Annotated in this window: 12 protein-coding genes; 9 read left to right on the top strand and 3 right to left on the bottom strand. The window is 24.7% G+C overall.

The window, feature by feature from the left end:
* Positions 1 to 28 precede the first annotated feature (28 nt).
* Both QW117_01015 and QW117_01010 read left to right on the top strand, forming a co-directional pair.
* Positions 29 to 451 (top strand): hypothetical protein, encoded by a 423-nt coding sequence (locus QW117_01015; GenBank protein MEM3405536.1) that lies wholly within the window; start codon positions 29 to 31, stop codon positions 449 to 451.
* Between the two features lie 422 nt (positions 452 to 873).
* On the top strand, positions 874 to 1,719 hold the full coding sequence (locus tag QW117_01010) for a prepilin peptidase (GenBank protein MEM3405535.1): 846 nt from the start codon (positions 874 to 876) through the stop codon (positions 1,717 to 1,719).
* Here the strand turns inward: QW117_01010 and QW117_01005 are convergent.
* On the bottom strand, positions 1,678 to 2,367 hold the full coding sequence (locus QW117_01005; protein MEM3405534.1) for an HIT domain-containing protein: 690 nt from the start codon (positions 2,365 to 2,367) through the stop codon (positions 1,678 to 1,680). The two genes, QW117_01010 and QW117_01005, sit on opposite strands and share 42 nt — an antisense overlap.
* Before the next feature lie 50 nt (positions 2,368 to 2,417).
* Here QW117_01005 and QW117_01000 point away from each other — a divergent pair, with 50 nt between their 5' ends.
* The 3 genes from QW117_01000 (at position 2,418) to QW117_00990 (ending at position 4,297) form a co-directional block, all read left to right on the top strand.
* Positions 2,418 to 2,690, top strand: coding sequence for an elongation factor 1-beta (locus QW117_01000; protein ID MEM3405533.1), 273 nt, complete (start codon positions 2,418 to 2,420; stop codon positions 2,688 to 2,690).
* Positions 2,691 to 2,760: 70 nt separating this feature from the next.
* Positions 2,761 to 3,714, top strand: coding sequence for a hypothetical protein (locus tag QW117_00995; protein ID MEM3405532.1), 954 nt, complete (start codon positions 2,761 to 2,763; stop codon positions 3,712 to 3,714).
* A gap of 112 nt (positions 3,715 to 3,826) precedes the next feature.
* The gene (locus QW117_00990) at positions 3,827 to 4,297 is read left to right on the top strand and encodes a metal-dependent hydrolase (GenBank protein ID MEM3405531.1); all 471 of its coding nucleotides are present in this window, start codon (positions 3,827 to 3,829) and stop codon (positions 4,295 to 4,297) included.
* A gap of 1 nt (position 4,298) precedes the next feature.
* On the opposite strand, the gene QW117_00985 is transcribed toward QW117_00990, so the two are convergent.
* A complete protein-coding gene (locus QW117_00985; GenBank protein MEM3405530.1) occupies positions 4,299 to 4,637 on the bottom strand; it encodes a hypothetical protein in 339 nt (112 codons plus the stop codon).
* 176 nt (positions 4,638 to 4,813) lie between these two features.
* Here QW117_00985 and radA point away from each other — a divergent pair, with 176 nt between their 5' ends.
* Together radA and QW117_00975 are read left to right on the top strand one after the other, a co-directional pair.
* Entirely contained in the window at positions 4,814 to 5,824 is a 1,011-nt protein-coding gene (gene radA, locus QW117_00980) for a DNA repair and recombination protein RadA (GenBank protein ID MEM3405529.1), read from the top strand.
* A 12-nt stretch (positions 5,825 to 5,836) separates the two neighbouring features.
* A complete protein-coding gene (locus QW117_00975; GenBank protein MEM3405528.1) occupies positions 5,837 to 6,088 on the top strand; it encodes an elongation factor 1-beta in 252 nt (83 codons plus the stop codon).
* Positions 6,089 to 6,497: 409 nt separating this feature from the next.
* On the opposite strand, the gene QW117_00970 is transcribed toward QW117_00975, so the two are convergent.
* A complete protein-coding gene (locus tag QW117_00970) occupies positions 6,498 to 7,010 on the bottom strand; it encodes a nucleoside-diphosphate kinase (protein ID MEM3405527.1) in 513 nt (170 codons plus the stop codon).
* Between the two features lie 49 nt (positions 7,011 to 7,059).
* Between QW117_00970 and QW117_00965 the strand changes: the two genes are divergently transcribed.
* Positions 7,060 to 8,286, top strand: coding sequence for an endonuclease Q family protein (locus QW117_00965; protein MEM3405526.1), 1,227 nt, complete (start codon positions 7,060 to 7,062; stop codon positions 8,284 to 8,286).
* A 167-nt stretch (positions 8,287 to 8,453) separates the two neighbouring features.
* Positions 8,454 to 13,222 (top strand): hypothetical protein (locus QW117_00960; GenBank protein MEM3405525.1); only part of this gene is annotated, 4,769 nt, incomplete at its 3' end.

Genomic DNA, 13,222 nt, shown 5'->3' with positions numbered 1-13,222 from the left:
TTATAAATAAAAAAAATATTATTATCTTATGATAAAAAGAGGAAAAAAGAAAGCAGATGCAAATATGATTTGGATTGTGATCGGATTAATTCTTGCTTTAGTAATAGTTGCCATTGTTATAATATATTTAGGTAAAGGGACTCTTAATTTAGGTGATTGGTTTAAAAATATTTTTTATAGCGAAAACATAAATAATGTAAAAAGTGGATGTGAAATTGCATGTAATTCCTTAGGGAACATAAACGGATGGTGTAAACAAGAAAGAAAAATAAATTTTAAAATATTAACCCCAGAAGAAGGGGAAAAAGAAGGAAATATGAAATCTGTTATAGTTACTTGTGAATCTTGGAGTAAAAATAAAAAAATAGAAAATAAACAACTTGTTAATATTGATGACGAATTAATGAATCTTCTAACAGAATGCCCAAATATAATTAGTTGTCCTACTTAAAAAGATCATTAAAAAATAAATTAAAAATGGGATTCTTATAAATTTTCTATATAAAAATTTAAAAAATGGAATATGGCTATTATGAAAAAAGAAAAAAGAAAAAGGATAAATTCAAAGAAAAAAAGAGACATCCTTACAAAAGAGGTGGAAAAGAAAGAACAAGAGAAAAAATTAATTAATAAAATAAGACATAATAACTTCTTTAAGAAATATACGTTTATAAATAAAAATATTTTTTCTCAAATAAAAAATTAAAAGAACAAGGAAAATAAAAATTTTAAAACTTATTTAAAAAATAAATTTTTTTATTTTGTTAATTAAATTGTATTTGAAAAAAGTAGAAAACTTAAAGAATAAATAACATTTTTTTGCAACAAAAGATAATCAGAATAATTTATAAATTATTCAAAATTAAATAAAATATGGATAAGAATTTTTTTTTAATATTGTTAGCATTCATTTGGATTATTTTGGCTATAATACAAGATATTAAAAAAAGAGAAGTAGAAAATTGGATTAATTTTTCTTTAATAATTTTTGCTCTTACTTATAGGTTATTTTATTCTTTATTTTTTGATGAATGGAGATTTTTTTTATATGGGGTAATTGGTTTATTTATATTTTTAGTTTTAGGAAATATTTTTTATTATTCAAGAATATTTGCTGGCGGTGATGCTAAATTGCTTATAGCACTAGGAACAATTTTACCATTTTCTTTATACTTTAAAGAAAACATAAAAATATTTTCTATTTTTATTCTGTCTTTATTACTTTTTGGAGGAATTTACGGATTTATTTATAGTTTTTTTATAATTTATAGCAATAAGAAAAAATTTTTTTTCTTTTTCAAAAAAGACTTGGAAAAAAGAAAGTTTATTTTTATTTTTTCAATTATTCTTGCTTTAATTCTCTTCATTTTTTCTTTATTTATAAATGAAATATTCTTTTCTTTTTTTTCTTTTTTATTTATAATTTTTCCTTTAATTTATATTTATTCAAAATCTCTAGAAGAACTTATGGTAAAGGAAATAGAAACAAAAAATTTAACAGAAGGAGATTGGCTTTATGAAGAAATAAGTATAAATAAAAAAATAATAAAACCGAATTGGGAAGGTTTAACAAAAGAAGAAATAGAATTATTAAAGAAACATAAAAAGAAAGTAAAAATAAAACAAGGGATACCATTTACACCCTCTTTCTTATTTGCTTTTATTTTTACATTAATATTATGGTATTCTTCTAGGAAATTTATAAATTTCTTTTTCTGATTTTTTTTCTTTTTCTAGTTTTTTGTCTTCCTTTTTGTCTTCTCTTTTTGTTTTCTCTTTATTTTTATATTGAGTTAATACTTTCTGTAATTCTTCTAATTCTTCTTTTTTTGCTTCATATCTTTTACCAGTTTCATTTCCGTAAAAAGGAACAATATTTATTATTCCATGATTAGAAAAAGAGGAGGTATTTATAGATATCTCTTTTGGTTTTAGTCTTTTCTTTATCCTTTTTGCTATTTCTTTTGCAAGAGAAAAAGCAGAAATTGGAATTTTATCCACATTCAAATGTTTTTTTGGTATTATTATAACATGCCCTTTTGAAATTGGTTTTATTTCTAAAGTTGCTAAACTTAATCTATTTTCCCCAATTTTATAAGAAGGAATTAAATTATCAACAATTAAACAAAAAACACAATCTTTTTTTATTTCTTTATTTATACTTCTTATTTCCTTTTCCTCTCCCTTTTTTTCAAAATTTTCATTTTTTATCATATTATTTTGAATAAGAAATTCTTCAAGACCCTTTTCATCTAAACTTAGGATATAATTCTTTAGTTTCTCTTTATCTTCTTTATTAATATCTAAATTTTCTATTTGCGAGAAAAGTTGTTTTTTTATTTGTTGTGCTTGTTCCTTATTCAGCATAAAAAAGATAAGATGAATAACTTTTTAAATCCTGCTTATAATAAAAGAATATGGCCTTAACATTATTAAAAATTAAAGTTTTGCCAGAAAGTCCTAGTGTAGATCTAAAATTAATAAAATTAGAGATAGAAAAAAATATAAAAAAAAATAATGGGAAATTAGAAAAATTTGAAGAAGAACCGATTGCTTTTGGTTTAAAAGCTTTAATTGTTACAATAAGTTGGCCAGAGTCACAAGATACAAATTTAGTAGAAGAAATGATAAAGAAAATAAAGAATGTTTCTTCTGTTGATATAATTGATTATAGAAGAGCTTTTGGTTAATTTTTATTTTATGGTTTTAATATTTTTATAATATAGTAATACTTTTAAACTATATTAATTTTTTTGTTTAATGATAAATGATTATTACAGAATTTTAAAAAAAGTTTCTGAAATAAGTGGAAAAAGCGAAGAAGAAATTAATAGATTAGTAGAGGCAAAAAGAGCAAAATTATCTGGTCTGATTTCTAGAGAAGGAGCTTTACAAATAATTTGCGCAGAACTTGGAGTAAATTTTGAAAAACAAAAATACAAAATTAATGAAATAATACCCGGAATGAAAAAAATAAACACTTTTGGTAAGATTATTAAGTTATTCCCTGTAAAAGAATATAAAAAAAATAATAGAGAAGGGAAAGTTGTTAATTTTGTTTTAGCTGACGAGACGTCTAATATAAAAGTTGTTTTATGGGACACAAACCATATATCTTTAATAGAAAAAGGAGAAATAAAAGAAGGAGATTTTGTAGAGATAAATAATGCTTCTTTAAGAAATAACGAAATTCATCTTACAGGTTTTTCAGAAATAAAACTGAGTAATAATTATATAGAAAATATAAGAACAGAAGTTCAATATGTTAATAAAAATATATCTGATTTAAGAATAGGGGAAAATGTTATGATTAGGGCATTTATAGTTCAGATATTTGAACCGAAATTTTTTGAAGTATGCCCTGAATGTAAAAAGAAGGTTATATCTACTGGTGAGATATATATGTGTGAAGAACATGGCAGAGTTATACCAGAAAAGAAAATTTTGTTATCTATTATTTTAGATGATGGAACAGAAGTTATAAGAGCAATTGTTTTTTCTGACAACATAGAAAAATTAGGGACTAACCTAAAAGATTTAGAATCTTCTTTTTTATATCAAAGAGAGATCTTATTAGGAAAAGAATTTATCTTTTTTGGTAATGTAAGACAAAATAAACTATTTAATAATATAGAATTTATTATTAATGACTTAAAAGAAATAGATAACGAATTATTAATCCAAGAATTAGAATCAAGTAAAGAAATCGTTTAAGAAATAAATAAATTTACTGTATCTTAAGAAAAATCTTAAATAAAAGATACTTGTTTTATAACACATTTCTTATTAGTTAGTTTTATAAAAACCACTTTCTTTTATTATAAAAATGATGTTTAAAACTCATTTAACAATAACTCTTTTTTTTATATTATTGTTATTAGGAAGTATTTCAAATAATATTAATAAATTTATATTTTTCTTTTTTACTTTAATTTCAAGCATTTTACCAGATATTGACATAAGATATTCTATCATAGGAAAAAATAAGATGGCAAGACCAATACAATTTTTTACTAAGCATAGGGATTTTATACATAGTTTTACTTTTTGTTTGCTTGTTACTATTATTTTAATTTTTATTTTTCCAATTTTGGCATTATCTTTTTTTGTTGGTTATTCTATACATTTATTAATAGATTCTTTTACACCAGAAGGAATAAAATTCTTTTGGCCATCTAAAATAAAATCTTCATGGAAAATAAGAACAGGTTCTTTAATAGATAAATCTTTATTTTTCATATTCTTATTTTTTGATATATTAATTGTAATATTCAAAATTATTATCCTTTTTAATTAATTTATTTTAAAAAGTATAGCAGAATAAGAATTATAAACAAAATTATTTCTGTAATAGAAATTTTTAGGATTATTTTATTCTTTTTCTTATTCATTTTTTTTCTTAAATTAATTTCTTTCATTTGAATTTTACATAAAGTTATAGAAAAAATACAAGATATAATAAATATAACAAAAAAAATAGGAAAATTTTTATGAAAAGTTTTATTAAAGAACATATAACTTTTAGGATAAAAAAATGGAACTAACAAACTTACAAATATTATAATAAAAAAAATTAAGGATATAATAAAGGAAATTGTATTAATAGTTTCTAATAAATTTTTTTCTTTTTTTTCCATATAATTATATGTTTTTTTTATTATATAAATCTTTTTAATTAAAGATTATTGAATTCTAAAAAAGAATTTTAATTTTTTGTAAAAGTAATAAAATAAAAAAACTTATTTTAGATATAAAGTAAAATATATCTTGCAAATAAGTAATATTTATAAATAAAGATCTTTTTTGTATAAAAATGGTTAAAGAATCAAAAGAGGAAAAAGAAAATATTTCTTCTGAGGAAAAAGAGGAATTAAAACTTACAGATTTACCTGGAATTGGACCGGCAGTTGCTTCTAAATTAGAAAGTGCTGGAATATACGACTTAATGGGTTTGGCTGTAATGTCCCCATCAGAGTTATCAGAATTAGCAGGTATAGGAGAAGCTGTTGCAAGAAAAGCAATTCAAGCAGCAAGAAAAATGATGAATTTAAGTTTTGTTGATGGATTAGAATTTGCTAAAAAAAGAGAAAATATAAGTTATATAACAACCGGAAGTAAGAATTTAGATAACTTATTTGGAGGTAAAGGAATAGAAACAAAAGCAATAACAGAAGCTTATGGAGCTTATGGTTCTGGCAAAACGCAGTTAGGTTTACAATTAGCTGTTAATGTCCAACTGCCAAAAGAAAAAGGAGGTGCTAATGGAAAAGCTGTATGGATAGATACAGAAGGAACATTCAGGCCAGAAAGAATAAAACAATTAGCAAAATCAATTAATGCAGATGAAAATAAGGTTTTAAAAAATATTTTTGTTGCAAGAGCTTTTAATAGTGATCATCAAATATTACTTTTAGATAAAATAGGAGAAATGATAAAAGAAGGAGAACCAATAAAATTAATTGTTATTGATTCCTTAACAGCTCATTTTAGAGCAGAATTTTCTGGAAGAGGAATGTTAGCAGACAGACAACAAAAATTAAATAAATACTTACATAATTTAATGAAATTAGCAGAGCAAGCAAATATAGCGATTTATGTTACAAATCAGGTAATGGCAAATCCTGCTATGATGTTTGGAGACCCAACAACAGCTGTTGGTGGTAATATTGTAGGGCACGCTTCTACTTACAGAATATATTTAAGAAGAGGTAAAGGAGGAAGCAGAGTAGCAAAAATGATAGATTCTCCTAATTTGCCAGAAAATGAAACAATTTTCTTTTTATCAGAAAGCGGAATAAGCGATACAGGAAAAGAAGAAGATTGAAAATTATTAAAAATTAAAGTTTTGCCAGAGAATCCTAGTGTAGATCTAAAATTAATAAAATCAGAGATAGAAAAAAATATAAAAAAAAATAATGGGAAATTAGAAAAATTTGAAGAAGAACCGATTGCTTTTGGTTTAAAAGCTTTAATTGTTACAATAAGTTGGCCAGAGTCACAAGATACAAATTTAGTAGAAGAAATGATAAAGAAAATAAAGAATGTTTCTTCTGTTGATATAATTGATTATAGAAGAGCTTTTGGTTAATTTTTATTTTATGGTTTTAAAATATAACTAAAGAAGAAAGAAAATTACTTTAAAAAATGAACTAAAAATGCCCCTACGAGGAGTCGAACCTCGATCCCAACCTATTCGCGAGCTCTCCTTTTCTTTGAACTCGCTCACCGCAAGGTTGTATTCTATCCATTAAACTATAGGGGCTATTCTATTATAATATAAAATTATTTATTATAAATTTAATCTTTGTATATTTTAATTATACATTAAAAAAATAAAAAATGCGATAACAAATTTATTTCAATGATAAAAATATCTTTAAACTCTAACAAAAATAAAAAATTATTTTAAAGAATTTAAATTTTATCTCATCTAACCAAAAAAATTCAATCATGATTAAATCTTTATAAAGAAAATAAAAATAAATTTTTTTATATTATTAAGCCCAAATAAGTTCTTTTCTATTTTTTATTTCTATTTCTTTAACAGGATAAATTATTTCTACAAGTTCTTCTGGTTTAAACCATAATTTTATTTCTTTTTCTGCATCTTTTTCAGATTCAGAAGCATGAATAACATTTTCATAAACACCTGTTTTACTGTTTATTCTTCCATATCTTCCTCTTATAGAATCAGGAGATGCTTCTTCTGGATTAGTAGAACCACAGATTTTTCTTATTTTCTCTATTGCATTCTCTCCATGATAAACAAGAGCTAAAACTCTTTTTGTATGAAATTCTCCCATTAAATACTTAACAGCTTGTTCAAAGACATTTGGTTTTTTTTCTTTTAAGTTTTTATAATGTTCTTCTGCTAGTTCTTTAGAAACTTTCATTACTTTTGCTCCAACAATAATTAATTTTGTTTCAGATAAAGCAGTAAGAATATTTCCTGTTAAGCTTTTAACTAATCCGTCTGGTTTTATTATAACTAAACATTGCTGTATTGCCATATAAGAAATTATCGATTACATTTTTAAATCTTTTCTTCTTGAGATAAAAATGAAAGATAAAATAATAGCAGACTTGCATATCCATTCACGTTATAGCAGAGCAACAAGTAAAGATTTAACAATTAAAAACTTAGTAAAATGGGCTAAAATAAAAGGAATAAATTTGTTAGGAACAGGAGATTTTACACATGATAAATGGTTAGAAGAAATAAGAAATGAGCTATATGAAGAAAATGGTTTTTTAATTCCTAAGGAAGATAAAAATAGCAATATAAAATTTATATTCTCAGGAGAAATTTCTTTAGTATATAGTAAAGATAATAAAGGAAGAAGAGTCCATCTTGTTTTATTAGCTCCTGATTTTGAAATAGTTAATAAAATTAATAAGTATTTAGATAAAAAAGGAAGAAGAGATTATGATGGAAGGCCGATTTTTAATATTTCTTGTAAGGATTTTGTTAAAGATATAAAAAGTATATCTGAAGATATAGAAATAATTCCTGCACATTGTATGACTCCTTGGTTTGGAATTTTTGGAAGCAAATCTGGATTTAATTCTTTAAAAGAAGCTTTTGAAGAACAAGAAGATAAAATTTATGCAGTTGAAACAGGAATGTCTGCTGATCCAGAGATGTTATGGAAATTTTCTTTTTTAAACAAAAAAACAATTTTAAGTTTTTCTGATAGTCATAGTTATTGGCCTTGGCGCTTAGGAAGAGAAGCTACTATTTTTAATCCTATTAGTAATTATAAAGATTTAATTGAACAAATAAGAAATAATAATATATATGCAACTATAGAAGTTAATCCAGCTTATGGAAAATATCATTATGATGGTCATAGGTTTTGTAATTTTTCTTGTAACCCAGAGATAACAAAAGAATTAAATAATATATGCCCTAAATGCAATAAAGAACTAACTATAGGAGTAGAAAACAGAACTTTGCAATTAGCAGACCAAGATAGCTATATGTTTCATAGTAAAAAACCTTTTTTTAAAGTTTTGCCATTGCATGAAATAATATCTCTAGTATATGAAATTAAAATGAATTCTAATAAGGTTTGGAAAATTTATAATGAGATAATAGATAAATTTGAAAATGAGTTTAATGTTCTTTTAAATGTTAGCAAAGAAGAATTATTAAGAAATAAATTTGAAGAAAAATTAATTAACGCTATAATTGATAATAGAATAGGAAACATAAAAGTTATTCCAGGTTATGATGGTGTTTATGGAAAAGCTATATTGAAAGGAGAGCAAAAAACTTTATTTTAGATTATAATAAATTTAGATTATAATTAATGTGGAGTAACTAAAAATTCTTTTTTGAAAAGGAAATAAAAATATAATTGTTATAAATTATTTTATGATCTTTATCTTATTTTTGTAGAGTAACTAAAGAAAGATATTTAAATACAATTTATTTAATAAGTAGAAATAGAATGGTTTATAAAAAATATATAAAAAGAGGGAATAAAGTATTTGGTCCTTATTATTACGAAAGCTATAGAAAAGGAGAAGATATAAAGAAAAAATATATTGGAAAAAAAGAAGATTTAAAAAAAATAAAAAGAATAAAAAATTATCTTCTTTTCTTATTTGGATTTTTATTTATTTCATTTATGATATATTCTTTTATATATCATCCTAAAATTAGCGGAAAAGCAATAGTTAAATTAGAACCAATTTATAAAGAAAATGAAACAATTGAAGGAAATCTGAAGATTATTTTAAAAGAAGGAGAATTAATTCCAAAAGATTCTTTTATAAAAATAAAGCTTAATGAACAAGAAAAAATAATACCAATAAGCGAACTAATAAAAGAAGAACCTAAAGAAGGAAATTACTATATAGAAAACACAAATATAGAAGGTTTTGGAGAAGGATATGGTTTTTATGGAACAAAAGAGATATACCCAGAGATTAGTTTTACACTAAAAATAAAAGAAAAAACAAAAGAATCGCCTATTAAAAATGAAGAATCAACACGAGAAACACAAGAAGAATCGCAAGAAGAATTCATAAAACAAACAGAAACAACAACACAAGAAGAAAAGAGCGAATCAATTTCATCGGAAGAGCCACCAGAAACAGAAAAACAAGAACAACAAGAAAAAAAAGAAAAGGAAAGTTCTATTACTGGAGCGGCAATAACAACAACTAAATATACTACTGAAGGCAAGGTAATAAAAGGGAATCCTTTTATTTATAATTTAAACGAAGATGAAACAGCAGAAATTGTTAAGGGAAGTGTTAATATCTTTGGAGAACCTTTAGATGAAAAATATTTAAGTTTAGATATAAAAGACAATAAAGTAATAATAAAAACAGAATATGTTTTATTTGAAAAAGGATTTGGTAAAGATTATTTAAATGATAGAAGTAAAGAATTAAAAATTTCATTAAAAAATTTTGATTTAAAAGCAGAAAAGGGAATTTTAAAAGCAGAATTATTATATAATAATGAAACAATAGAATCAACAGAAATAAATATTCTAATAAAAGAAAAAACAACAGAACAAGAACATAATATAACAGAAGAAAAAATAACTTTAAATTTGTTAAAAAATATAGAAGATATAACAATAGAAAAAAATTCTGAATATAATTTAAATTTATCAAACTACTTTTACAGCAATAAAGAGATAGAATATAAAATAATAATAAATAAAAATATAGACACAAAAATAAGGGATAATATTCTAACTATCATTCCTAATAAAAATTATAAAGGAACTTCAACAAGCAAAATTATAGCTAAACTAAAAGATAATGAAAATATAACAACAGAAAGTAATGAATTTAATATTATAGTAACAGAAAAAAACACATCTATTAATATAGAGACAATACAAGTAGCAGGAGCAAAAATAGGTCAGCCAGTTAAATTCGTAAAAAAAGTAAAGATAAATAAAACAACACAAATAAGTAACTTATCTCTTGCTTTTCCTATTGAAGCTGAAAATATTTCTGTTAAGAAAATAATTAAACAAGAAGATGATGAAAATAAAAAAGAAATTCAAGAAACAAAAAAAATAGACATATCAATAACAGGAAATGTAGCTTTAGAGATTGAATTAAAAAAAGAAAAATCTCCTATTATTTTATTTATAGAATATTTAAAAAATATACCTAAAAAAATTTTAGGAAAAGTAATAGAAGAAAAAGAAAACATCGAACAAGAAATAAAAGAAATAATAATACAAGATAATGCTACAGAATATGAAATTGAATTTGAAATGCCTCCTGCTATTGCAAATGAAACAATAATAAATGAAAATAAAAAAATAATAACAATAACAGGATCAGATAAAATTCATTATGTTAATATAACAGCATATACTTTCTTAGATAAAGAAATAGAAGAAAAAAACATACATAAAATAAAATTATATAAATATTTAGAAGATGGAAGCAAAGAGTTAGTCAATTTTGATGCTTATGACACAAATGATAATGGCTTGATTGATTATATTGAGTGGATTATACCAAAATTATCAGAACAGCAATATGAATTAATTATAGAGATAAGCAAGGCAGAACATCTTGATGAGAAAAGAAATTTTGTTGAAGATATTTATGATTTTGTTAAAGCATTAGACAATATAACTTATGTTATTCCTAAAGAGAATTATGTAAGAGTTGAGTTTAAAGAAGAATTATGCAATAAAAACGACATAACTATTTATGCAAACGGCTCTGGAAAAGTAGAGGTTTATCTTAAAGATAGCGACGAGAAAATTGCTGATTTCGGCTACATAACAAAATTTGACAAGTATAAAATAAGATTGACTAATTTAACATCAAAGCAGAAATATTTTGATTTGAAAGTAACAGATGGTTATGTAGAATTTGATTATATTGTAGACCCAGACCCTATATGCAGCGGAACATTAGTAAAAGATTGTGGTTTTGATAACCAAGCAGAATGTGAGGCCGCTGGTTGTTTTTGGTATAATGATGGCGGGGGCTGGTGTAGTTCTCCAGCTGATATTTGTTCTAGTTATGGTTGGGGAGTGCCAAACACAGACCCATCTTATTGTTTAGGTTATGTTAAAGAATATTATAATAGCTCTCCTTATATTTATGGATTTGTTTGCGATAGATTAGAGCAATGTGATTCAAAATGTTGGCAATATACAACAGAAGAAGAATGCCCTACAGATTATTGTACTTGGTTTGGAGATACTTGCCAACCACAAAATCCAATGGAATGCGGTGCTTCTTCAAATTGCAGTGAAAACGAGCATTGTGTTTTTTCATTTTATTTATGCCCAGGTGCATATTCTTCTAGTTGTTCTTTAATTAATTACAACTTAACAATATCTGTTAATCCTTCTGGAGCAGGAACGACTAATCCTTCTATTGGTTCACATGAATATCCTGAAGGAATGAATGTTACAGTAACAGCAACTCCGAATGAAGGATATAATTTTAGTTATTGGTCAGGAGATTGTTCTGGTAATGGTAGTTGTGTTGTTAATATGAATTCTGATAAAAATGTTGTTGCTAATTTTGTTTCATCTTCTTGTAACGTTTCATTAGTCAATACAACAAAATCTGAATGGCAAAACATAGGTTGTGTAGGTTATGATATGAATCAAAGCAGGTATTGGACACAATATGATGAGAATAATTGCGGTGAAGTGGAAAATGTAACATATTATGAATATCAATTATTAGAAGCAAATCTAATGAATACATCTTGGAGTGAATGGCAAAATTTAACTTGTGTTAATGAGCAAATGAATCAATCTCGTTACTTAACTCAATATGATGCTAATAATACAGGCTGTTATGAAAATAATACAGAATATGAATATAGATTAGATGGACCTATATTACAAAATACAACGTTTGGAGAGTGGCAAGAAGATACCTGTATAGGAAATCAAATGAGATTAAAGCAAAGTGCAACTCAATATGATTTATATGGATGTAAAGCAAATGAAACAATATATAATTATACCTTTGTAGGACCTAATTGGACTTATACTGATTGGAGTGATTGGCAGAATGTTGGTTGTGCTGGCTATGATATGAACCAATCAAGAAGCAGAATAAAATATGATTTATATAGTTGTGGTGAAAATGTGACTGAATATGAATATAGGTTATTATATGCTAATATAATTTATACTGGCTGGACTGATTGGCAAAATGTAGGATGTATTGGCTATAATATGAATCAAAGCAGATATAGAATACAATATGATGCTAATAATGTTGGATGTTTTGAAAATCAAACTGAATATGATTATAGGCTGAATAGTTGTAATTCTGGTTATGTATGTAGTAATGGCGTTTGTGTTATTTCTTCATCTAGTGGAGGTGGTGGTAGTAGTGGAGGCAGCAGTACCACAGAGCCGTCTGAACCTCAATGTATTCCAGGAGAATTAACAAAAACATGTACAGAATTGAAAAAATGTCCTAGCGAAGAAGATTATATTGGAATTATAAAAAGACCTGAAACAAATAATATTCTTAGCGAGAACTCATTAACAGGAAATGTAGTAAAAGATAGTTTTGATAAAAAATCAAATAATTTGATAACAGGATTTGCAATATTAAATCTTTATGAAGGAAAGTGTTCTTCTTATAATTCCTGTAATTCTGAAGGAGAAATAAGATGTATAACTACATCTGCTTATCAAATATGTCAAAAAGATAAAAACAATTGTTTGAAATGGTCATCTCAACAAAAAGTTAGTCAAGGAATGATATGTAAAGATGATAAATTCATATGTTCTTCTTATAATTCCTGTAATTCTGAAGGAGAAATAAGATGTATAACTACATCTGCTTATCAAATATGTCAAAAAGATAATACAGGATGTTTGAAATGGTCAGGTAATCTTAACTGTAAGAATGGAATGCAATGTGAATCAAATAAAGGATGTTTACCAAAAGAAGAAGCAACAGAAGGATTCTGCAAAGAAGGAGAAAAAAGATGTTATAATAATGCTGTAATAGAATGTAAAAAAACATACAATTCTAAAACAAGAACTTATTATTACATGTGGAGTGGTGTACAATCTTGTCCTAGCGGAACTACTTGTGAAGAAGGAATTTGTAAATCAAATACAGAAGGATTCTGCAAAGAAGGAGAAAAAAGATGTTATAATAATGCTGTAATAGAATGTAAAAAAACATACAATTCTAAAACAAGAACTTATTATTACATGTGGAGTGGTGTACAATCTTGTCCTAG

Source organism: Candidatus Pacearchaeota archaeon, assembly GCA_038874355.1.
GTDB lineage: Archaea > Nanobdellota > Nanobdellia > Pacearchaeales > GW2011-AR1 > JAVZCO01.
This window is presented reverse-complemented; position numbering and strand designations above follow the sequence as displayed.